Genomic DNA, 22,834 nt, shown 5'->3' on the forward strand with positions numbered 1-22,834 from the left:
ATTGGTTGTACTATGATATAAGACTATTGTACCTAGTAAATATGTTTTGTATGGAGGAGGCGATGACCGATTCGACTGTCAATCGTCATTTGCTTGAAAGTGAAAGCATCGCAGAGCGATGGAGCGAGGTTAGCGCCTCTCTATCTCGACTTATGAATTGGATGGACTCAAAAGAAGGCTGGGTTGTAGGGGTTGATTCAGAATTCCTTGATCTTCTAGCAAAGGTCATAGAGCGAGTAGAAGACCCAGACTTCGCAAGTAGGCTTCAAAACGGAGAAAACGCATCACAGGTTGCATTGATCTTCGCAACGCTGCATTCCAGCCGTTTTTTACGGGTCCTCGAAATGTTGGATAAACGATCTCCTGGGATCGTCTCGCGTTTAACCCTCTCGCTGGGACGGCTAGGAGGGGAGTCCGAAGTCTTTGCTGAGCTGTTTTATGAGCGACTAATGCTTATTCATCGCTGTGAACTATTGGCTCAAGTTTTCTCCCTTAAACGCAGCCAGGCCATTGCCAACTGCATACAGGTAATCAAGGGTAGCCAGTGATGATCCGTTCAGTTCTAAGCAAGAAGGCTGGGCTGATAGTCGTAGTAACTGCCTCATTTTGCCTCCACCTGACGTCAGCGCTTGCCGCCACAACTGAGTCGGCTGCTGGTGATTGTGAAATCGATACGATCATGAAATCAAACCGTGTAGCCATGGATAAGTTGGCGGTAGGCGTTCTTGATGCCCAGGTAACGAAGCAGATCGGAACGAGTATAGACGCGGCCCCAAATGTGAAAAGCGGGGCATGTCTACCAATCCTTGACTCAATGGATTCCTTGATTCGGATGAAGATTCCTTCTGTTGGAACGATTACGGGAGGAATTCTTAGCAAGATCAGAGACATGGCCTGTAATGCGGCTAATGATTTTCTAGCTTCAGTAGCAAGGCAGGCGCAAGTCAATATATCCGACCCTCTTGGCGTAGCCTCAATTGGGGTCGGTGTTTCTACCGGAGGAGCTAGTGGGGTTCAGACGGAGACTTATGATTTTGGCCAAGTTGTTGAGGATGCAACTGAGCGTGCTGTGAAAGACAAAGTCAGCGGTTACTCGAACGATGCGCGAAGGACCATGAACAACCTCCCTATTGGTAATCAAAATCGTCTGCCTACCATAAACGACACGGTAGATGATGAAGTAAGAAAAGCTCTAGGTGGCCTGTAATGAAGTTCAGATCACTCGCTATAACGGGCGCCTTATTCGTTTGCATTGGGTCTACTGCAAATGCTGCTGCTGTAGCCGGTATTCCCGTCTATTGCTTCAATTGTGAACAGGGCAGTTATAACGCAGCCAGTGCGATACTGGATGGTCAACGATCCCAGACCGAAGCGCTGCTCAATGGGATGGACTATGTCATGCGTACTCAGCAGAAGCTGAATGTTGCCCGTGATACGGCTGTTGCTGCAACACAAGAGAAGATCAAAAACTCGTATGCCATGGAGCCATCACTTGGGGCGAAGCCGAGGAGTGCTTGCGGGCAGCTGGGGGCAGCCACTGTAAGGGCGGTAGCTCAAAATAGCGCTCCTGCACTTAGGAAAATTCTTGCCTTACGCACCAAGCGCCACAATGAAGTATCGAAATCACTAGCGCCAAAAGAACCACGACTTGACTACAACGTTGGTCAAGTCATCAAGGTGCTGGATGACCCATCAATAAATGAGTATGGAAAGGTCGTCATGGCTGACGAACCAATAGATCCCTCCAGTAGCGATCTCGAAAAGAAAAGGACGCTGTTAGAGATGCTACTGAACCCGTTCCCTGTTGAGACTCCTAGCCAAGACGACATTGATAGGATTAAGAAAACAGGCTCACCGGGAGAGAAGAAGGCCTTAGCTGAAAGCATTGCGGTGCAACGCAGACAGGAAGTCGGCCAGTATGTTCACGATGCTGCATTTGAGAAAAATGTACAGCGCCTCGATGCATCTTCTCTAAAGTACATGCTAGACGATTTGACGCCTTACTTAACCGATGAACAAAAGAAAATGCTCTCGGGAAAGCTATCTCCCAACCAGCTTGATGAGCTTCTAGCTACCTATCGAGTTCGGTCTGAGGCTTGGGTTAAGCAAGTCACTACCTCACCCTCTACGGAAATGCTTCAGCGCGAACAAGTACTCATCAGCGCGGAAATGTTGAATCAGACGTGGGAGCTCAAAAAATCTATAGGCGAACTTCTTAAAGTGGCAAGTTTTGCTGAGGTTCGTACTGTCTCCCAAAACGGCATGCAAACGAGATAAGACGATGGCTTTGGAAAAGCAACAAGATCTAGCTCAGTTGAGTAATGAGGATCGACATATTTCGCTTAACCCTAATGATGATGGGAACTTGTTCCGCCTAAACGGCATGCGTAGTGAGGAAATGGATATGTCTGAGGTTTCAGAGGCTACTGTTCTAGCGGAGCTAAATGAGGCTTCAGATAAGGATGAATATACTGAGTACGCTGAGTCGTTCAGCCAGCTGTTTGTCGACCATGAAGACTTTGCAACTCCCCATGCTGAAGATGTGGTTGTAACTGGCGCGTCTGAATATGAATTCATCTCTGCGGCAGAGAGTGACTTCCAGGCGGAAGAGGGTTTGGAGGACGGACGCACGGATGGCTTTGACCCTACGGGTAATACTGACGAAGAGGTAGATGCTTCAAGCTTGTTAGCTGGCGCTTTTAACCTTCAGAACGATGATCAAAACCTGTTAGCTGAAAATGACATCGGGCTCGACGACGAATTTGAAGATGCGGTGGACGAAGCTGAAAGCCTTCAATCTAACGCAACCATGAGTCTGAATGACTCTAATACAGATAGTTTACAGACTGACCAGTCAATGCTTCCTGAGAATGCTGGCCGTTATGTAGCACCAGGTATCGGCACCGCTCTGGTGATGATGGGATACAAGGGGTTATCTGGTTTAGGCAGTATGATAGGTAAGGGCGGGAATGCCATATCCGAAGCTGTAAATACCTATCGTTTTGATCGCACAGAGCAGCAGTTCCATTCTTCAATAGCCGGTCTTAAAGGTGGCCTAGCGGCTTGGAAAAGGGATGGACTTAGCGCCATTGAAGATCCAGCTTTAAGTCACGAGGCAAAGAAGAAGCTAGCTCAAGATTTCTTTAATGAGCCTGGGCACAAAGAACAACTTGACCAGATGCTTATGGATATCAATCAAGTTGAAAAGCTCTCACGAAAAATTGCCAAGCAAGGACTTTCAGCGGGCATGGATGAAGATTGGGCAGTAAGACATGCTGTAGACCCGCTTAAGCGACTGATGGAAAGCAACAAAGACTTGCTTGAATCAGTAGATGCAGCTGGCGTATCACTGATGGATCGTATGAATAACGTTGTCAACAGTGTGCTGGATGCAATCAAGATGATTGTAGAGCGAATCCTGTCTGTTGTAGGTCTCAGCCAAGGCAACGAAAAAACAGCAAGTCCCAGAATGGGTTAAGAAGAGTTTATTTATGGATGAACTTCCTAGCATCTGGGGGCGGCATGATAGGGCCTTTATTGATCCAATTATGGTTAAAGGTCGCCTTATTACATCTATTTTGGATGCGCCCGAGGCATGGGGGGATCGATTGTCCATCCTCGGGTTTAAGCGCACCAATCAGGCCTGGCTCAGACTGGGTACCTTAACTCCGTCTGAATATACTTATTTGTCCCCTGAGATCGATCTTATCGGTCTCAGAGCAGAAGAGGTCATAGATCTTCCCGCTTCAGAGGAGGAGGCTCTCTACTCCATTCAGGTTCCATTCGACATTCGTGACACCATCATCCAGCTGTGGCAGCGACAAGCAGCCTCTGTACTTGTTGCCTTGTCTATGGAGCATGATATAAACCCCACGCGCGCCCAAGCATGGTCTTTTGTTGAGGCAGCAATAGCTGGACAAATTACGCCTGAAACAGAGACCCTCTTCGGTCTAGCCTTTACAAAGATGACCCGAGACAACCGCATGAGTCCTGATGCGTTGGCATACGCCATTGAGCTAGGTTGGGAATCTACGATCCCAAACCATGCAGGTTCACCTAAAGGGACGTTATTGCTGGCCAAGGGCGAATCTGTCCGGTGGGCGGATTCAGAAGGGGTAGTGCATGAAGGGCGTCTCGCACAAAAGGTCCATGTGAATGACATTGGGTGCTGGGTATATAAGGACGCACCACGCTGGTCTGGAGGCTATTTAGTTACATCCCCCCTATGGATTAAGCGACCACAGCTTCAATTCCACGGGTCACAGTATGACTATGAATATCCTGATCACTCAGCCACAGAAAATCATCTGTCAAGTGACGAGACCGCACAAACAGAATTTGTGGCGAATGCCTCCCAAAAGGGGTTGCTAAACCGAATTCTATCAGTGAGGGGCTATTTTCCCGGCGAAGATTGGCGTGAACATTGCTCTCTGCTACGTGAAGAAACTATTAGTCATGAAGCTAATCTGGAAGACTTCGATAATAGTGTGGAATGGCTTGGGCAAGTAGAAGCAGCGTTACACCGTCTGAGTAAACACTTTTACGGGAATGATCCAATTTGCTTTGTTATCCAAGGCCATGGTATTCCAGGATGGGAAAAGTTAACGCTGGCTATCAATATTGATGGGTCAATCCAGGTTAGTAACCTGGGGCACATTGATGCTTTTGACGATGATTATCTCAACTTGAAAGCAAGCACAAGCCAGCTTGAGCAGTTGCGGGCCTCTCGTGGAAGATTGATGCGAGAGTCGAGTCTAGAACTTGCTCAGAAATTTGGATTTGATGGTCACATAATTGCTGCCACAGCGTTTGCAACTGGAAGGCCTAGCACGTGGCCTAAGATTTCAAGATTTTTTAACCAACAGATTCCTATTGATAGCCTCTTAAGTATGCTTACTGTGCAGAATGGGGGAGGCGATCAGGCTGACTATCTTTTGCGCAAGAGTGCGAGGCAGCCAGTTAGTTCTTCCTTAGCTTTAGATATAGTCCTGCCCCCAGATAGGGGTAATGGTGCGGTCTCGATTCAAATTTTTGAGCATCAGGCCAAAGTTCTAACGCTAGAAGATGCTTGTGAAGCACTAACTCTAAGCAGCGAGAACATAAGATGGCTAGATTTTGCACCAACAACCGTAATGACGGTTTACGCTATCGAAGGGCTGTTTACCGGTAATACAATTCTGCCTGAGCTAGATCAGACTTGTTTGAACAGGCTTTGTAGAGATAAGCATCAGAGTGTCATCTTCCGCAGCCTCGATGAGGCGATGAGCGCTTATGAAACGTTACTGGATCAGCTTGAACCAGTAACAAGCTCCATGTCCAGCAATCCGCTCAAAAACATCATCAGTGTAATGGATGGCTTGCACCTGAAAAGTCGCTTCCTTGAAGCAAGCCAAAAGCTTCGAGGTATAGATCATGCGACTCTAGCGGCATTTGTTAAAGCTGAAATGGCCCGCCAGTTCAAAGGACGTTTAGCAAATTGGACAGAGGATTTCATCGAAGGACGCGTTAATGCAATCATCAACCTCCTACGTGAGCCGAATGCGCAAGGGGTTGTGATAATCGCTTCATCAACCGGCGGCTGGCATCGTATGAAACTCGATGTCATTAAGTTCCGTGATGAAGCGCTAAGCCAAAGTCGTAAAGCAGAATTAGATGGTGCGGCTGTCGCTTACAAAACGAGAACTAGAGCTCGAGGTACCTCCGCTGTAATTGACGGCATTGCTTTGGCTGACCCTGAGCTCTGTAGCTTATTGAACGGTGACGAGGCTACCTTCAAAGAAGAAAAGAGAAGCGGCGTTGTCGGTACCTATACCGATACTGGTGTAGTTGCCGGTCTGGCCATCAAAGATATACGCAGCTACGACCGAGCTACGCTTGCAGTTCATGCGGACAGTATGAACGACGCCCAAAAAACAAAATACCTGACAAAGGATTTGATTTGGCCTCGCAAAAGTTTTGAGGAGATGAAAGAGGCAGGAATCAACCTTTATATTGCTTACACGTATGATCTCCTGTGGAAAGGGCTGCCTTCAAAACCAAAAAGTACAAGCAGGGATCACACATCACTGTTTATTAATCTTCTGGGACTAATGAAAGAGAAGATAGCACCTTTGCTCGATCATTATAGTAATCAAGGAGATTTGAAAATTTCAGATGAGGCTTCATACAGGTCTTTTAGTAGAGATCTGGATGAAGCAACCAGGGCTGTTTTTGGGGAAATTCCATCACTGGGCAAAATATACCCCTTCAAAGAGCGGAAAATCAGAGGCACGACCTGCTATTGGTCCCACTATTCTCCCGATAAATCTTACTCAATGACTTTTAAGTTGAGTAAATTATCGTGGAGCGACGTTCTCAGGGAAAAAAAGATCTCTAAGCCATCAAGTGGCGGGAGCCGAGTAGCAAAGGGTAACGTTGAAAGAGTAGGGCCTGATTACCGAGGCGGAAAGTCTGTGACTGGTGAGGACTTCATCAGGACCTTCGGCTTTTCAGGCATTGAGTATGGGAACTGGACCAGCCAAAAGGAAAGGGAAAAGCATCTAAACTTCGCATATGACTCCATGCTGGATTTCGCCCGCATTATGGGCTGGGAGCCTATGACGCTTAGCCTAGGAGGAAAACTAGGTTTATGCATTGGATCCAGAGGGCATGGCGGTAAAAATGCACCTGTTGCTCATTTTGATCCTGTAAACCGGGTAATAAATTTAACTCGAATGCGTGGTGATGGCTCCCTTGCTCACGAGTATTTTCATGCTGTAGCAAATCATTATGGGCGACTCGCTACAGGCACCCCCATCGACATGATTGATACCTTTGCATATCCACTCAAGCAAGGTACAAACCTACCTCCCAGACCAACCAATGGGTTGAGAAAGGAAGTACGAGATGGCTTCTATGATCTTGCTGTATCCATCATGCGCGCCCCGACCGATGATAGTGATGAAAGAACCATCGAGAACTATACCGCGTTAAGTCCTATGCTCGTGGCAGCTAAAGCACTTGATGCCGAGGGCTCCAGAGATGATTACTGGTCAAATCCCTGTGAGATGTTTGCTAGAGCTATGGAGGTATGGTTCCGAGAGCGGATGTCTGAATTAGGGGAGCGCAACGACTATTTGGTTCGATACGACAAGCAAAAGGAAGTATCTGCGCTTTATCCAAGCGAAGACCACCTTGCTAGGATCAATATATTCATGTCCCCATGGCTCGAGGCTGTGAGATCAGAGGTTCGTGCAGTTAATCACCCATATTTAGGTGAGATAGAGATGCCGATCCTGCATACAGAGCACCGAAGCAGAGCTCCACTCTCTTCGAATGACCTGTATCAACTGGCACACAACGAACTTGGGCGCCTGTTTGATAGCTACATACCTAAGCTAGCGCTTTCATCTGATCCTCTAGCAAAAGCAGGATCGTATGATCTAGCCGCCGATCTGGTAATGCTTAATTCCCGATACGCAGATAGGAAAACTTTCTATCACGAAGCCTGGCACGTTTGTAACGCCAAACTCCTGTCGAGTCCTGAGAGAGCAGGCCTGGCAGCACTGTTTCAAGCGGGAGGTCCGGTTGTAGCTTCATTGGCGAATACCATGCGAGCAGAGGGGTATTCGGAGAAGGTTATCGAGCATGCATGTGCTAGCCCAGGCGAGGCACAGGCCTATGCCTTCGAGCTTTGGACAGAGGCAAAATTCAGTTTTGATAGTAGTGAAATCAAAGCTTTTTATCGCACAAAATCGTTTGCGGATGGCGTTATCAGAGTAGCGGATCTGGTGGGGGCGGATGAAGCAGAAATGCTATTTCGACGATTTATGACAGGAGAGCTAGCTAGACGTAAGACATTACAGGTGGCAGCTAACCATGTAGCGTCGGTTCCGGATAACCAGGGAATGGAGGTACAGGGTAGTGAAAGCGGCATGCTTGTATGGATGGTAGATGATGTCATTTCGGTAGCCGAGCAGGCGAACACCACCAAGAGCATGAGGATAGGTATTTGATCAGAAGATATCAAGGCAGGGGCATGCTACCCGCCTTGATGTCTTAGTCATTTACCAGGCTGACTGGGGCTATCGTCTACTTTGACAACGTTAACGAATGGTAACCAGTCCATATCATTCGGTACGCCACTTATCACATCAACACTGCCTTTAGGCGTACGGAAAACGACTAGTGGCGTGCCAATGGTTGGATCATTCTTTGATAACTCATAAAAAGCCATCGCTGAAGGTTTAGCGTACTCATAGTCTTCAGGCGAAAGCCCACTAATCTGCTCGGCATCCTCTATCGCAGACCATTTTGTCTGCATCATCTTGTCAAAAAGGGCAGATGCCTCCCCAGGAGATCTTTTAGCAGTTTTGAGGAGAAAAGCAGACATAGCCCACGACTGCTCATTGAGAAACATAGGAATCCAATTGAAGCGAAGGTTAAGTCGCTGCGCCACTGACTCATACTGATCATAAAGCTTATGGCAGTATTTGCATTGCGGATCAAACAGCACATAAACATCCCTGCCGTTAGGCTGCCCCTTTTGAATATGAGGCAGCTTCTCTAACTTGATAAGCAATGACTCTCGCAAAGAGCCTGAAGCATCCTGAGCAATTTGAGGTGTCGAATTTTTGGGTGGGGTGGAAATTGGGCTATAACCTGATACAGCTAGTGACTCCCTACCTTCGTTAGGCGACAGAGAAGACGACGCAGCAACACCTGATTCAGTATCATTGTTTGATAGAGCTGAAGCTTCTGGGATGCTGGCTGACGAATTAGAGTTATCGATAACCATCATTCGACTTCGTTTATCCATCAGCGGACCGTTTAGGAACTGCTTTCCGTCAGGCAGAACGTAAACGAAACCTCGGGTTTGCTTGTTGTTTCTATCGGCAAACATCTCAACTTCAAGTAAACAAACACTCTTAGCGTCATCGAGTGGAAACGGCTCAAAACTTAAAAACTCTGCTGCTGGCATCAGCCTAGTCAAAAGGCCCTTCGCTTGCTTTTCAGTGGCTATTTGAGGACAAACCGCCGGTTTCACCACTCTTAATTGAAGGGGAGCATCACCTGAAAAGGAGTCAGCAGCTTCCGCTGTTGCGATAGGAGATATTCCTATTGCAGCTCCGATCCCGATCCCCCCCAGGATAACGGCAAGCTTGAAAGGTGAAAGGAAGGATATCAGCGAATGACGCATAGAAATGATCCATATGTGTTTGGTGCAATGATACTAAACCAAAGATAAATAAGGTGCTACGATGTGTGGCAATAGACCTGATACAGCATAAGGTCGAGTACCAAACAGGCGATGTGATGACACTTGGAGAGTACGTACGCTCACTGCCCCTGGGACAGCGGCAAGCATTTAGGGAAAGACTCGCGGAGTCCCATAACTGCTCTGTATCTCTGGTTCGTAAATGGGAAGCATGGCCACCAGAAGACGGGTGGTCACAAGCGAAGCGGCGTCAACTAGTAAGGCGTCACCCGGCAGACTTATCTGCAATAAAGAAAACAGAAGAGCTCACCAAGAATGTGGTGACTCGGCATGACTTAAGGCCTGAGTGCTGGGCCGAAGAGGCAAATGATGTTTAAACGTCAAAAGGACCAAAGTAGTCAGGCGCTTGCTTCTGATGAACTTTCCCAAGAGTTCCTTGAGCATGGTGGCCTAGGGGCCTTGATAAAGCTTGGCTTAAACAGTGAAAACGAGCGCAGAGGGAAAAACAGACTAATTCTGTTTGGTACAGCAGCGTTGACGGTTTCCTTGGTTCTCAATGTCATCCAGTACATAACGAGGCCCGAGCCGAAGTTAGTGTCTGAGACAGTGGACGGTCGTATCAGGCCGCTGCCCACTCTTGATGAGCCCTTATATGGTCACAAAGAGATTCTGGGCTGGGCTGAGAGATGTGTAGGCAAGCTCTATAACCTTAGTTATGTGGACTGGCGGACAAAGCTACAAAACGACTCACTCTGCCTTTCAGATAAGGGCCGTCAGAACTTTGTTAAGTCATTGGAGCAAATTGGGGTCTTCAAGTACTTAAATGAAGAAAACCAAGGGACCATGTATGCCGTTCCTAGAGCCGCTATTTTACGGCAGGCCAGGCTGAGTGGTGACGGTTACAGGGAATGGGTCGTAGACGTTCCTTATAGGATCGTCATGGACGGACGGCAGAAAGGCTCGCTTGAAGTTGTTATGACGCAACGAATTAGAAGGGTGGGTCTAGGTATACGAGAAGATGGTCTGTGGGTTGATGACTATCTCGTAAGGCCAGCGGGGTCTGTTCAATGACCAGATTGCTGAGAAGGTCATTATGGGCTGGATTGATTCTTGCTCAGGGCCTGCACGCAAGTCCCATGGAACCCTCTGAAGGGATGGATGAACAATCCCCTGTTGAGGTGCGCGCAGATCAGCTGCTACAGGCCGATCCGCAAACTATTTTGAGGATCCGTAAAAAGATACAAACACGTGCAGTCGCTCAACAAGCTCCTATCGTGGATGATTATTCAGATGAAATTCCACAGGAAGTGTTAGATCTTGAGGATATATTTGAAATATCTCTACAGCCTGATCAGGCTGCACCAAAAGTACTTTTATCACGCGGCCAGAGTACTGCTATATCGTTCATAGATGCTTACGGAAAGCCGTGGCCCATTCGAAAGATATCTAATTTCCTTAATGGGCGTGTTCTGATTGATAGAGCCATACCAGATGTTACGCAAGGGCAAAATCCGGATGCCAATCCGGATTCGAAGGATGGAATAAATACTGATAATACACTGAAAGATCCACAAGCTGGATCCTTTACTATTACTGCGCTTAAGCATGGGGTGGCAGGTAATATAACTGTTTATTTGTATGGCCTATCAACACCTATAAGTATCAATCTCGTCGGCAAGGGTAACGTCTTCCATAGGGTGGCAACTATGAAAGTAAGCGATGTTGGTCCTCAAACGGATCCAATCGAGATTTTAAAAGATCGTGCTGTTTCGATTGGTACCGAAAGCGACGTTGATTTGAATAATGCTTTATATGGTGTAACGCCTTCAGGAAGTGAGCCTATGGTAGTTCAAGGCGCCGAAGGAAAGGCATGGATCAAAGGGAAATTTCTGTACTTACAGACACCGCTTGCTGTTTTCTCGCCACAGATTCTTGGAGCGTCAACAGGATCAAGTCGTTTTAAAGCATATAAGCTGCCTCTGACGACAACAGTTATGGGTACAAATAACGAAGGGGCTACTATAGTTCTTAAAGTGCTGCGTCACCCCTCAACTGATATTAACGAGTCAAACTCGTTTGGTAATAATTAGGTGAAGAACTGATGGGCAGCAACGATATCACCAATGATGATCTTGAACTTAGCATTGACCCTGATGATCGTACTTCAAGATCAGCATATTCCGATACTATCTCAGTAGCCCCTGCTGGAGCAGGGCTAAAGTCGATATTTGCATCGGCGAACCGCAAGAGACTAATTTTTATTTCGTGCATTGGATTCTTAGTTCTTGTAGCAATAGTCTATACATTTACAAGCTTTGAGCCATCAGACGTTCAAGGCTCGGCAGGATCTGTACGTTCACCAGGTATGATGACGCAGAAAAATAATAATCCAAGTGCCGTGCAGACTTCCGAGGCTAATCAGTATAACAATGAGACACTTAAAGAGGTGCAGATAACCAACCCTTCTGCGCATCCAGTTTTGGTAACTGAGCCCGAGCAAAACAACCCAGTATTCAAAGAGTCTCCTACTTTCAGTAAGCCTGAAAAGATAAGTGATATCGGAAGGCCTAATTATCATGAGGAGTTGCATGATAACTATGGGAATAACAACCAACAGAATGCTAACAACGTACGGGTCGCGTCAAGCACAACTGAGTATGACGAGTTAATAAAAGATCTAATCCGCAGTGAGGGTGAGAATACGCCTCAGCTTTACACGGTTGACTGGAAATATAATGGTCAGGTAGTTGAAACTAAAACCAGGCAGTCAGTCTCATCCCACGAAAGCACTAGTCTTGATTTAGCCGAGCCTGAAAATAAGTTGTGTTCTAACCCAGCTGCGCGTGCGGCAAGCATGTATATGGCTACCACTGATTTAGCCCTAAATAGTGATGTTGGCGGGCCTGTTTCAATAACCATCCAGAATGGCAGGCTACGTGGTAGCAAATTGCTCGGTACATTTGAGCGAAAGGAGCAGTGGGTTCGTATCGATTTAAACAAAATGGCTACTAAAACCCATACGCTTCCTATCAAAGCGATCGGGTTAGACCTTGATACGACACTAAATGCTGTTCAAGGTGAAGTTGATGAGCACTTATTATATAGATATGGCTGGTGGGGAGTTGGGACTGTATTATCAGCCATTGGATCCGCTGCCGAAAAAAACGCGGATAGTAATATCATAATTACAGATGGTAGTGTGATAAAAAGTATGCAGGCAGATTCTTCGAGAGAGTTAAAAAGTGCTCTGGGAGAGTTAGGTAGTGAGATAGGAAGTGTTATGAAAGAAAGGATCAATCGTCCTATCACGGTTAGCCTGAAAGTTAATGATGAATTGGGCGTCTTCTTCCTAGATGACGTTTGCCTGCCTACTAAGTAAGAAATTTAAGAGTCCATTCCGATGCATAACGATCAGCGCTCCCCGCATCCTCAATATAATTTTGAGGAAGAAGTAAATGTTGAACAATTTTCTAGAGAAGTGCATGAAGTTGCTCAGCAGTCCGCTCACGAAAAGCACCACAGTCAGAACAACTATCATGACCAGGAGCAAGCTCGGGCTGGAATAACTGACCATGGTCATCATAATCAGCATATCGGTGGATATGCCAGTAGTAGCTTTACAGATGAGCAGATAAGTCTTGATGAGATTGACCGTAATCTACAGCAGGGAATTGATCACGATGCCGCTGATGTAAAATCATCTAATAAAAGCAAGTTTGGCCTTTACATTGCCTTGGCTGTAATTGGTTTTCTCATTGTGATGGGTGGCTTTCTCTTTGTCGCTTATAAAGTGCTAGTACCCAGCACTAATCAACCACAACACTCTACTTTGATCGATTACAATGCAGGCGCTAGCTCTGCTAATGACACTGTTAACTCTTTCGGTAAAACATTAGGCGTTTCTGCTGACGACATCGGAGGCGATAGCCTTCCGACACGACCCGTACAACGTGAATCCCAGACAGATTTTCAACTAGAAGCCTCTTCACAAAGCTCATCTCCGAATGCTGTGCCCAAGACCGAGCCTCTTATAGTGAACAGTGGGATCAGTGATGCGCCTAGTGCTGCCGCAAAGACAGAGCCTCAACAAATAGTATCCTCCAACACTGCATCAGCAGGTGTGGCAGTAAGTGATGAAGATGCGGCCTATGATTCATTGGTTGGACAGTTGGCAAGCTCCGATCTGCCAATAGGTGCCATCAAGATCGATGAAAATGCGATTCAAAACCAAGTGGCAAACAAGCAAATTGGTGAGATGAAAAATGAAATCACCAAGACTAGAAACGACATTACCGAAGTACGAAGTGCTATCAGTACCATTACAGATCAAATGAAACAAATTGGCGAAGTCATAGACCGCAATAATTCAAGTCAGGAAGAGTTAAGCAAGCAGATTGCTGACCTTAAAAAGACAACTGCGGATACATCGGCGTCCCTTGAGCAACTTAAGAAGTCATCCCAAGTAGCTTCTATGAACACGTCACAGAGAAACTCTCGTGAATCAAAAGAGGCGGATCGAATAGTTAAAGCGGCTGAGCAGGAGCTGACCAAGACTAGCAAGCTGGAAGCTAAAAAGGTTGAAAGCCAGAATGACAAGCCCAGTATGACTGTTAAACCGGTACCTGAGCGTCCAAAGTTGGCTGCTGTGCCCGTGCAAAAGCCTGTCCCTGAAAATAAGCAGACATTGCCAGCACAATGTGATGGGCGAATGGTTTCAGCTAACTGGCGCCTCAAAGGTGTAAATGCCAGTGCGGCTTATGTTGTTCGGGTGCAAGACCAACAAGGTCTATTAATCAAGCCAGGGGTAAGCGTACCAGGCTTCGGTGATGTAATAAGCTTTGATCCTGTTAATCGCGTTGTTTGTACAACTCAAGGCCTTATTAAGCGATAAGGCCTAACTATGAGCGCTGAATCGGGATTAGATTTCGGCAAGCTAGGTAAATCCATCGGTGATGTTTTTATTGGCTTGAGTGGCGAGTATCCCGCGATATTAAAAGGGATACTCGTAGTGTTGGCGGCTATAGGTGTTTTTATAGCCGTAAGTGCTGTCTTTGATATAATCAAGTTAGGTAATCGCTCAGGGGCTAATAACCTGCCGGGTAGTACCATAGCTTGGAAATTTATTGCTGGGGCTAGTTTGATTGACCTGTCTTTTTGGACTGGTGTCTGGGCTGCATCATTATGGGGCCTTTCTAATCCCATGGATATTTCTCAATATGCAGCTAGCGCTGGGGAGGATTATACAAAAACTGCAATAATGGCGGTTCTCGGTTTTTTAGTGTTGGTGGGATATGTAACTTTAGGGCGCGCCTATATAATGACGTCACAATTAGGCTACTTGTCTCCTGAAAGTCGTAGCTCGCTTATTGGCAGTATTATCGCAAGGCTAGTTTCTGGTTCAGCACTGGTTGCAGCGATGCATATTTCTAAAGCTCTTGATAACTCAACTGGATTCAATTGGATACCACAATGAAACACGGACGCATCAACTATTCGTGGCTAACAGAAGTCTACAGCGCTACAAACAAAATGCTGCGTTGGACGGGCCGCTGTCTGCCGATTCTAGCACCCTTGCTGATACCCTCTATATCCATGGCATCTTCGGCAGGCAACCTTAAAATTTCAGACTTCGCCAATGATTGGAAAGCAGAATTTAAAACCATTCTCCCTGTCTTCCTACTTGGAGTTGCATTCCTTGGAATTTGCTTTGCCGCTGTATCAGTGATTAGTGCCATTATAGCTAAGAAAAACCAAAGACCTCTGGAGTGGCAAGTTTGGGGTATCACTGGTGGCGCTGTAGCGGTAATTATTCCGGTTCTGATCCTTGCTGTTGCTGGCTCCCTCAGTAGCAATAAGGGTAACGCATCATCAGTAATGTCTGATCTTGGTATTTAAGGATCGATGTGCGCCCTCTACCTATTAGTGTAAGCACTGCACTTGACGCAGTAACCGCAGGAAAACTTATTTCTGGTGGCTGGTTGGCGCATAAAGAGTTGCTTGAGGTTGGAATGTCCGTCCTCAAGCAACATAACTATACTTGCCGAGCATGTGGTTTTAAAAGCCGACCGTCTAAAGAAGTACCGCACGGATGGATGATACCGGTTGATCTGAATTCTCCATCACTAGTCGCTCTTTCGAGCGAAGCTGGACTTTGTCTTTGTCCGTTTTGCACATCAACTCTCACCATCAACTGGTCTGTAGTTCCAACGGTCAGGTCTGGTAAAGAAGCCCCTTCGCCAGGAATGTTGATCTTGCTTCCACACTTGAGCCAGCATGAGATTAATAGGATTGCATTACACACACTAAGTATCCTCTCTAGTACCAGCATAATGGAAAGCTCTCCAATTCGTGATATGGCCGTGAAGGTTGACAGTGTCATGTCTTCACTTCAAAAGGAACTCACTTTATATATTGAACCTTATCGAAGTGAACATGATGCAGACTTTGCTCGGGCGTTGGCTTTAATTCCAGTCGATTTGTATGAAAAACGGAACGAAGTTCTTTCGCCGGTACGATGGTGGCCTACTATGTCCTATTGGCAGGAGCAGGGCCTGTATTGGACTTATTCAACTTTTAATAAATTCTAAATATCTATTATTCCTGCCCATCAAAAGAGGCTCATATGCAGGCAATGCCCAGGATTGGTGTCGCGCTCTATGAAAATGGCTCCCCGTTTTCTAGAGATGGTAATGTGGCATGTGAGTTCCGTAAGCAACCCTTTGCTTTCAGCTCCGCCAGTGAGTTACCTGGGCAAACTCTTTGGGTTACTAACGTTAATTTAAGCTCTTTGATTGATGCTGGTCTTCACCGTAATCCTAAAATTGCTCATGATGGTTATTACCGTACGCGTATAGCTCAAATGAGTGTTGAGCTCGGTTTAGACAACCTTCCTGTAGAACAAAGAGCAGCCATTCTGTCTGAGATTCTTGGCGACGCTGCTGAGATGGCCCGCTTACAGCTTGGGTTGACGCAATATCCTAGTTACGGTTTAGCGCAAGCCGTAGGCCAACTACACGGACCCATTGAGCCTCCTGCTGGTAGTGCCGTTGCGAGAGTGGCTGAGCAGGCTTGTCAAAGATATACCGCCTGTGAGCGAGACAAAACCTTTAAGAATCCAGAGATCTTTGATTTTTGGTTTCCCCGATTCGCCTACGCTGATGATCTCTTGGAGCTACCCAAACCTATAGATGGCAATCTCAAGACAGTTCCTCCTCATATGTTGCCCAGTATGGGGCAGAACGTAGGAGAGCTGGTGGATTGGGCAACTCAAAACCAACTGCCTCTTTTTGCTCGAATCAAAATTCAAGGACTTGAGGAAACCGTAGGCAAACTGATGAACTACGGTGCTGGTGCACAAGAAATCAATAGAAGCACAGATTCGGGTACTGGTAATTATCAGGCGCGCAATATGCGAGAGTGGGCCAGCCTCCCTGAACTAGATATGTTGAGTCAAGTTGGAGATATCAGTGTTCTCCAGGTTGCCATAGCGGAGGGCTGGTCTGGTAAGGGACTTCATCTCTATCACAGTCGCTTGAGCTCTATTTCATATGCTTACGGTTTAGTTGCCGAAAACCTCTGGGTTGGCCTGACTCGGCAATCGAATCCCAGTGGAAGAGTGGCTCGTACATTATCTACCGCCTGGCTCCAGGCTATTGATCGTATGCGCTGCCTGCGTGTTGCTGAGCGTTTACACAATCTTGGCATGGAAATTATCCATTATGGCAACGGAAGGATCAGAGTTGCTTGCCCTATCTCTGTGCGTGCTCTGATCCCGCAAATCGCGCTTGAGGAAGGACTTCTCTATCCAGCATGTCTGGAAGGTTTAACTCCTTATAGAACGCAGTCGAACAACCCAACGCATGTCTTTCAGCACCTCCTTAATGAACGAGACCATGGTCGGATAATTAGAGTAGATCTGGCCGCTCTCAAAGAATTGGAAGCCTCTGTCCATGCGCTTAAATGATCAGCAAGTTCAGATTGTTGAGTTTCCGATGGATACTCCTGCGCTGGTAATGGCAGGAGCTGGTTCAGGTAAAACTACTGTCATTGCCCACCGGGCCAAACGGCTTAGCCAGTTGATCCCAGAGGGGACAACGCTACAAATGCTTACCTTTAGCAATAAAGCCGCAGCTGAAATGAAAGAAAGGGTTAAGCGGATAGGTCAGGCCAGTGATCTCAGTCGTATTCGCTTCGATACCTTTCATTCCTTTGGCATCAAGTTGCTAAAGAATGACCCTCAAGGATACGCATTACCAGAGGGCTTCTCCCTGTTGAACGAAACGGATACTAAACGAAGTATTCGTGGACTAGCCAAGAAATTTGGCCTATCCAGTAAGGTGGCACCAGAGGATCGTAAAAGACTGGATCCCATGTCTTGGTTAAATACTTGGAGTCTCGCTCGTCAGGCAGGATACGATGTCAGAAACCCGAATAACAAAACTGTCTTATGCGAGAGGCTAGCTACCTCTCATGCCCTTTCAGCAGAGGAGACTTTGCTTGCATGGAGTACGCTTAAAGGATACGAGGCAGAAAAGGTAAGTTCCGGGAGTGTGGACTTTGATGATCTTTTATATCTCCCTCTAATTCGTTTAGCTCGGGATGAACTATATCGGAAAACGGTTCAGACGAGCATTGGCTATCTAGTTGTCGACGAAGCTCAAGATACAAATCGTATTCAGTATGAAATTATTAAGAGAATCGCTCATTCCCATTGCGGGGTGACCTGTGTCGGTGACGACGATCAATCCATATATGGCTGGCGAGGAGCAGAGGTAAGTAACCTGCGTCGCTTCCTTAGCCATTTCAGCGCCGCAGAGCTTCGGTTAGAAGAAAACTATAGATCAACTCAAAGGATTGTTCAGACGGCCTCCGTTCTCATTCAAAACAATGAGAGTCGGTTAGACAAGAGCCCGTTTTCAACGGGGGAGCAAGGAGAGTCTCCGGATCTAAAGCAATTCCCTGACAGCCACGCCATGGCTGATGCTATAGCGTCCACTCTAGCAGTGAATATCAAAAACGGCGTGCTTCCAAAGGATTTAGCGGTTCTCTATCGAACTAACCGGATGGCCATGCTCCTTGAGCAGAGTCTCCGTCGATGGAGTGTTCCATACCATGTCGTTGGGGGGATGTCCTTGTTTGATCGGGCTGAGGTAATGGCTGTTACTTGTGCACTGCGGCTAGCTCGTAATCCAAGAGATATTTTTGCGTTAAAAAGCATCACACCCTTCATTGATGGCTTTGGTCAGGGTAGTGCATATACCGTTATAGACTGGCTCGAAGCTGATTCCGAAAGAACGTTAGAGGTCCTGCCTTCTGAGCTGCCAGGAATCTCACAGCGTCGAATCAAAGCAATCAATGATTTCTTCTCTGAATTGATTTTCATTGCAGTGACTTCGGAAACTGTTGACGAGTTTGTGAATTGGATCGTCGATGGGCCAATGGCTGTTTTGGAACGTGAGAAAGATGATCAATTACGAGAGCGAAGGGCACATCATCTCGAAGCATTGGTAAGGGATATCAATGAAGAAGTCAGCGAGCGACAGCAGGCGGAGCCTAAGCTCACGTGGCGTGACGTAATGATCGAGGTTGCTTTGCGTGATGCGAGGCAAAGCGAAGCAGAAAGCGGACAAGTCACCTTAAGCACTTTACATCGTTCTAAAGGACTAGAGTGGCCTGTTGTAATAATTGCTGGCGCTAGTGAAGGGTTGCTACCTCTTGATAGTAAAAGTGATCTATCAGAAGAAGACGCTGGCTACTCTCATATAGAAGAGGAGCGTCGACTGGCTTATGTCGGCCTAACTAGGGCCAAGACAGCCTGTACTTTTTTCCATGCTGATAAATATTTCTTCCCCGGAAATAATATGGATCGCCAATACGAACCGTCTCGGTTCCTTTTTGAGATGGGGCTGGATGTCAAATCTCAAATATCTCCATCCCATCAAGAATTAGAAGTTTTTGGGGAAGAGGATAGCGCTGAAGCATTTAAGCGCGCCTTTTCCAAGCTTGCTTTATAAGGTTCAAAAATGAGTATCAAATTTGCCGACCGAGTTATGGATTCCTTGGACGAATTGCGCCGTGGAATAAGGGGATGGACTAAGGGCGACCACACACAATATTTCCCCATTGCATGCAAGCACAACGAATATGTGCTGGCCCTGCATAACGGTTCGCTTATGAGCGTTCTGGATATCAGGGGTTATATGGGCCAGTATTTTCCTAGTCAGTACCAGAAACTGACTAAAAAATGGTCTCAGTTTATGCAGACCATCAGCAGAGACAAAAGCGCTAAAGGGTTTGATCTATTTTGGTCCTACGAATTCGATCCTGAAGGAATGAATGATGCTGCACATCATTTCAGACAGAGGATGGTTAAGGCATCTGAGCGTAGGGGGCTCGATATCAAAGATATTTTGGAAGAAGAAGCAGACTTGTATGGAGAAGTCTGCGCGATGGAGTCACAGTACTTAATGATTGTGACTCATATTGAGTCACTTCCAAAAGCTGACCAGATCCATGCGCTTAAACGTGCAGCCCATGAGAGGAAGTCCGCAGCCAAAGGAGTTGATTGCATTGTCCCCCAGGCGGGTATTAAGGGACTTGAAGCTGTTCATGAGCAGCATGTCAACAAGGTTAAGGTCTTTCTCAAAGAAACCATGATGGGGTACATGTTCGAGCGCTTGAATTGCTATGAGGCTCTTTGGGCTATGAGGCATTCATTCGCCGGAGGAACTACCGGTCCTGGCTGGAAAGCCCGCCTAACTATGAACGATTGCCGCTTCAGGTCAACCGATGAAGTACCTGTTTCTAAGAAGGTAACACAAGCCTCAAACAAGCCTAACGATTGGTCCTTCATTATGCCTCCGCAGCTCTCTGAGCAAATGGTGCCTGAGGGGGTAGTGGACCTTGGACCCTATGTCGTAGTGGGTGAGCGCACCTATGCGCCAATGTATGTGAGCGAACTTGCGGTTGCTCCTCAACCTCTAGAAGAGCTGTTACGCATGTGTTACCAGCGTAGGCTTCCAATCCGAATGGTTTACTCGCTGATGTCAAACAGTGAGCAAGCCAATTACTGGAATAGGCTCTTTGCGGGTGTGTTCAATTTCGCCTCTGCAAGCAATCGGCAGATTGCAAAAGCAGACAGGGCAATGAAGGCATATCAAGAAAGTAATGGAGCCGTGCTTGGCTACGGTATATCAATTACTACTTGGGCGCCGACACAAGTTGTCTATGACGACAAAGGACAAGCTTTCTATGATGTCAAGGCGCTACAAAAAAAGGCCCAGGACATTGAAACCCTGGTTCAGCATTGGGGCAATCAACAGGTAGATACAATCTTTGGTTGTAGCGTTGAAGCATTGATGAGTGCTACGCCTGGCTATGCCATGCCACCGGCGTGCCCCAAAGCGCCTCAAATCGAGCTGGACATTATCGCCCAGCTTCCAATTATGCGTTCCTCGCGGATTTGGGAGCCCGAAGCAGCCATTTGGTTCAGAACAGCTGAGGGAGTGTTAAATCCTTATCAGCCGTTTACCTCGAAACAGAACGCGATGTTGTCGATGGTCCTAGGGGGGATGGGCTACGGTAAATCGAATCTGCTATCAGAGCATATTTTCAACTTTGCGTATAACCCTGACATAGAGGAGATGCCTTATATCCGAGGAATTGACTTCGGCGCATCAGCAGCAGGGGTTGTCGACATGATCCGTGATTCCCTGCCCGATGGCCGTAAGCATGAAGCTGTTTTCCAAGGTTTTAGCAACAACGGGAAAATGGTAAAAAACATGCTAGACACTCGGTTAGGTCTGCGTTTACCTCTAAGCGACCACTTACGGTTCCTGCAAAGCTGGCTACTAATTCTTTGTGAAAGTCTCATTAAGGATGGCGACGTCTCCAATGTAGTAGCTGTATTAACCGCTACTATTCAACGTGCTTATGAAAGACGTAACCCAGAAAGTCATTTGTTTGAACCCGTCTTTTACCATGAGCCCACAGCAAATCCCTTTGTAGTCAAAATGGTCAAAAGGGCTGAGTTGCCCCTAGATGATGCTACACACTACTGGGAAATAGTTGATGGCTTGATCAGCTTTGGGCTTAAGCACAATGATAACGACGCCTTGCATGCCGCCAAGCTTGCTCAGCGTAACGCTGTGCCAAAGTTTGAAGACCTAATCAAAAGCTGCAACATGCTCGAGGATCAGTTTAAGAAGATGCCCCAAATCGCAGGCACCTCGATGGTCTCGGCAGTGGCCAACGCTCTTATGAATGCTAACGCGTTATTTCCATGCTTCACGGGCATCACGAACACTGATATTTCAGAATCACGCGTCTGCATCTTTGATATGAGTGAAGCATTTGGCAGAGGGAGTACACCTCACGACGATTGGCTACGCAGTGTTTACTTTGCGACAGTGTATAGATTGCTTACTGAAGACCTATTCATTAATAAAATTGTTAGTGGTAATGAATTAGCTGATAACCAAGACAAGTTTGGGCTATCAGATGATCTTTTAGCTTGGCATATCGCCTACTTCGAGCGGCAAGATCAGATAATTAAAGCGTTTCTGGCTGATGAGCTACACAGGTGCGGCAAAGTAGAAGGAGCACTTGAGCTCATTGATTCAATGGGCTTTGAGGGGCGTAAATACAGAGTTGGTATGATTCTGGGCACTCAAATGCCTCAACATTTACCGCCTAGCATGATAAAGTTAGCAAGCTCTGTTTTTATATTCGGTGCAAGTCAATCTGCTGAAAACGCTAAGGTTTTACAACAAATTTTTGACTTGTCGGATGATGAGCGTCAAATTTTGGAAGGTATTACAAAGCCAAATCCCGAAAAGGGCGCCGAGGTGTTTGTAATTCATAAGACAGAAATGGGTGTTCAACACCTAAAGCTGCATTTCCAGATGGGAAACATAAAAAGGTGGGCTTATGCCAACGAACCCGAGGAGCGCGGGTTAAGAGGCATACTTTATGCAGAGGGACCGTCGACAGCTTGGGCTCGACGCGTACTAGCCAAAAACATTAGTGACGTGAAAAAAGCTATTAAGGCCAAGCAAGCCAACCACGATGGACAGCTCAGTACAAACGAAGCAGTCAGACTCATAGCTAATGATCTGCTTCAGTTTGCCAGCTAGCATCGCTTTTAAACATAGGAAATGCGGGGAATTGTGATGTTAGTCACTGACTACTTGGTCGGTAGGGACAATGAAGGTCGTTGCCTTTGTTTGGTGGTAGATAACGTAATACCTCTCGATTGCTCACCAGGTAGAAGCGATCTGGTGAGTAAGATGTCGCGTCAAGACCTAGTGCAAGAATTTGTACAGGATGGCGTTCCTGTTGACTGGATCACATTCCCTGATCTTCCCTCTGATGTAGTTGAACTATTATTGTCTGGTCAGAGTCTAAGGATTCTTGATCAGTCTGACTCAACCGTGATCGAGTGTCTCATTGGACATTCTCAGGTTGACCAGGTAGTGCTGAAAGAGAGGATAAGTTGAAACACGCTCCCATCGATTTATTATCCAGTTGCGCATCGTTTGAATGGCGCGGACCAAGATCCGCCTCTCTGATAGAGGTCAACGGATCGCAGTTGCATGTTCGCCGGGCTAGTACTGACTGGTCTGCAATCGTTGGGAACCG

General features: G+C 46.7%; 16 protein-coding genes. 15 read left to right on the forward strand and 1 reads right to left on the reverse strand.

Going from position 1 to position 22,834, the window contains the following annotated elements; all coding sequences use genetic code 11:
- The first annotated feature begins 62 nt into the window (after positions 1-62).
- Genes icmW through HMPREF1487_RS25125 form a run of 5 tightly spaced genes read left to right on the forward strand, consistent with a single transcriptional unit; the run spans position 63 to position 7,994 of the window.
- Positions 63-548 carry a type IVB secretion system protein IcmW gene (gene icmW / locus HMPREF1487_RS25105; RefSeq protein ID WP_010799602.1) on the forward strand — a complete coding sequence of 162 codons (486 nt, stop codon included), beginning with the start codon at positions 63-65 and terminating at the stop codon, positions 546-548.
- Positions 548-1,207: a hypothetical protein gene (locus tag HMPREF1487_RS25110; protein WP_010799603.1), complete on the forward strand. Its 660-nt coding sequence runs from the start codon at positions 548-550 to the stop codon at positions 1,205-1,207. The genes icmW and HMPREF1487_RS25110 overlap by 1 nt, the downstream gene beginning before the upstream one ends.
- Positions 1,207-2,277, forward strand: coding sequence for a hypothetical protein (locus HMPREF1487_RS25115; protein WP_010799604.1), 1,071 nt, complete (start codon positions 1,207-1,209; stop codon positions 2,275-2,277). Before HMPREF1487_RS25110 ends, HMPREF1487_RS25115 begins: the two co-directional genes overlap by 1 nt.
- A gap of 4 nt (positions 2,278-2,281) precedes the next feature.
- Positions 2,282-3,478, forward strand: coding sequence for a hypothetical protein (locus HMPREF1487_RS25120; RefSeq protein ID WP_010799605.1), 1,197 nt, complete (start codon positions 2,282-2,284; stop codon positions 3,476-3,478).
- 13 nt (positions 3,479-3,491) lie between these two features.
- Entirely contained in the window at positions 3,492-7,994 is a 4,503-nt protein-coding gene (locus tag HMPREF1487_RS25125) for an LPD1 domain-containing protein (RefSeq protein WP_010799606.1), read from the forward strand.
- A 47-nt stretch (positions 7,995-8,041) separates the two neighbouring features.
- On the opposite strand, the gene HMPREF1487_RS25130 is transcribed toward HMPREF1487_RS25125, so the two are convergent.
- Positions 8,042-9,178 (reverse strand): hypothetical protein, encoded by a 1,137-nt coding sequence (locus HMPREF1487_RS25130; protein ID WP_010799607.1) that lies wholly within the window; start codon positions 9,176-9,178, stop codon positions 8,042-8,044.
- A 384-nt stretch (positions 9,179-9,562) separates the two neighbouring features.
- Between HMPREF1487_RS25130 and HMPREF1487_RS26520 the strand changes: the two genes are divergently transcribed.
- From HMPREF1487_RS26520 to HMPREF1487_RS25175, 10 genes are all read left to right on the forward strand, one after another.
- On the forward strand, positions 9,563-10,267 hold the full coding sequence (locus HMPREF1487_RS26520) for a DotI/IcmL family type IV secretion protein (RefSeq protein ID WP_084213940.1): 705 nt from the start codon (positions 9,563-9,565) through the stop codon (positions 10,265-10,267).
- An 83-nt stretch (positions 10,268-10,350) separates the two neighbouring features.
- The gene (locus HMPREF1487_RS25140) at positions 10,351-11,286 is read left to right on the forward strand and encodes a DotH/IcmK family type IV secretion protein (protein WP_177325235.1); all 936 of its coding nucleotides are present in this window, start codon (positions 10,351-10,353) and stop codon (positions 11,284-11,286) included.
- Positions 11,287-11,297: 11 nt separating this feature from the next.
- Complete coding sequence (locus HMPREF1487_RS25145) at positions 11,298-12,575, forward strand: DotG/IcmE/VirB10 family type IV secretion system protein (protein ID WP_010799610.1); 1,278 nt, start codon at positions 11,298-11,300, stop codon at positions 12,573-12,575.
- Between the two features lie 21 nt (positions 12,576-12,596).
- Positions 12,597-14,087 (forward strand): coiled-coil domain-containing protein, encoded by a 1,491-nt coding sequence (locus HMPREF1487_RS25150; protein ID WP_010799611.1) that lies wholly within the window; start codon positions 12,597-12,599, stop codon positions 14,085-14,087.
- Positions 14,088-14,096: 9 nt separating this feature from the next.
- A complete protein-coding gene (locus tag HMPREF1487_RS25155; protein ID WP_010799612.1) occupies positions 14,097-14,669 on the forward strand; it encodes a hypothetical protein in 573 nt (190 codons plus the stop codon).
- Positions 14,666-15,091 carry a hypothetical protein gene (locus tag HMPREF1487_RS26525; protein WP_010799613.1) on the forward strand — a complete coding sequence of 142 codons (426 nt, stop codon included), beginning with the start codon at positions 14,666-14,668 and terminating at the stop codon, positions 15,089-15,091. Before HMPREF1487_RS25155 ends, HMPREF1487_RS26525 begins: the two co-directional genes overlap by 4 nt.
- An 8-nt stretch (positions 15,092-15,099) precedes the next feature.
- Complete coding sequence (locus HMPREF1487_RS27565) at positions 15,100-15,783, forward strand: hypothetical protein (protein ID WP_146766010.1); 684 nt, start codon at positions 15,100-15,102, stop codon at positions 15,781-15,783.
- A gap of 35 nt (positions 15,784-15,818) precedes the next feature.
- A complete protein-coding gene (locus HMPREF1487_RS25165) occupies positions 15,819-17,159 on the forward strand; it encodes a hypothetical protein (RefSeq protein ID WP_010799615.1) in 1,341 nt (446 codons plus the stop codon).
- Entirely contained in the window at positions 17,146-19,209 is a 2,064-nt protein-coding gene (locus HMPREF1487_RS25170) for an ATP-dependent helicase (protein ID WP_010799616.1), read from the forward strand. The genes HMPREF1487_RS25165 and HMPREF1487_RS25170 overlap by 14 nt, the downstream gene beginning before the upstream one ends.
- Before the next feature lie 9 nt (positions 19,210-19,218).
- Complete coding sequence (locus tag HMPREF1487_RS25175; protein ID WP_010799617.1) at positions 19,219-22,329, forward strand: hypothetical protein; 3,111 nt, start codon at positions 19,219-19,221, stop codon at positions 22,327-22,329.
- Positions 22,330-22,834 lie beyond the last annotated feature (505 nt).

It is taken from the genome of Pseudomonas sp. HPB0071 (assembly GCF_000478505.2).
Classification (GTDB): Bacteria; Pseudomonadota; Gammaproteobacteria; order Pseudomonadales; family Pseudomonadaceae; genus Chryseomonas; species Chryseomonas luteola.

Coding starts and splice junctions, on each gene's coding strand:
- HMPREF1487_RS25125 (WP_010799606.1), top strand. CDS start 3,492: ATGGATGAACTTCCTAGCATCTGGGGGCGGCATGATAGGGCCTTTATT.
- HMPREF1487_RS25175 (WP_010799617.1), top strand. CDS start 19,219: ATGAGTATCAAATTTGCCGACCGAGTTATGGATTCCTTGGACGAATTG.
- HMPREF1487_RS25140 (WP_177325235.1), top strand. CDS start 10,351: ATGGATGAACAATCCCCTGTTGAGGTGCGCGCAGATCAGCTGCTACAG.
- HMPREF1487_RS25170 (WP_010799616.1), top strand. CDS start 17,146: ATGCGCTTAAATGATCAGCAAGTTCAGATTGTTGAGTTTCCGATGGAT.
- HMPREF1487_RS25110 (WP_010799603.1), top strand. CDS start 548: ATGATCCGTTCAGTTCTAAGCAAGAAGGCTGGGCTGATAGTCGTAGTA.
- icmW (WP_010799602.1), top strand. CDS start 63: ATGACCGATTCGACTGTCAATCGTCATTTGCTTGAAAGTGAAAGCATC.
- HMPREF1487_RS25145 (WP_010799610.1), top strand. CDS start 11,298: ATGGGCAGCAACGATATCACCAATGATGATCTTGAACTTAGCATTGAC.
- HMPREF1487_RS25165 (WP_010799615.1), top strand. CDS start 15,819: ATGCAGGCAATGCCCAGGATTGGTGTCGCGCTCTATGAAAATGGCTCC.
- HMPREF1487_RS26525 (WP_010799613.1), top strand. CDS start 14,666: ATGAAACACGGACGCATCAACTATTCGTGGCTAACAGAAGTCTACAGC.
- HMPREF1487_RS25115 (WP_010799604.1), top strand. CDS start 1,207: ATGAAGTTCAGATCACTCGCTATAACGGGCGCCTTATTCGTTTGCATT.
- HMPREF1487_RS25150 (WP_010799611.1), top strand. CDS start 12,597: ATGCATAACGATCAGCGCTCCCCGCATCCTCAATATAATTTTGAGGAA.
- HMPREF1487_RS25120 (WP_010799605.1), top strand. CDS start 2,282: ATGGCTTTGGAAAAGCAACAAGATCTAGCTCAGTTGAGTAATGAGGAT.
- HMPREF1487_RS25130 (WP_010799607.1), bottom strand. CDS start 9,178: ATGCGTCATTCGCTGATATCCTTCCTTTCACCTTTCAAGCTTGCCGTT.
- HMPREF1487_RS25155 (WP_010799612.1), top strand. CDS start 14,097: ATGAGCGCTGAATCGGGATTAGATTTCGGCAAGCTAGGTAAATCCATC.
- HMPREF1487_RS26520 (WP_084213940.1), top strand. CDS start 9,563: ATGATGTTTAAACGTCAAAAGGACCAAAGTAGTCAGGCGCTTGCTTCT.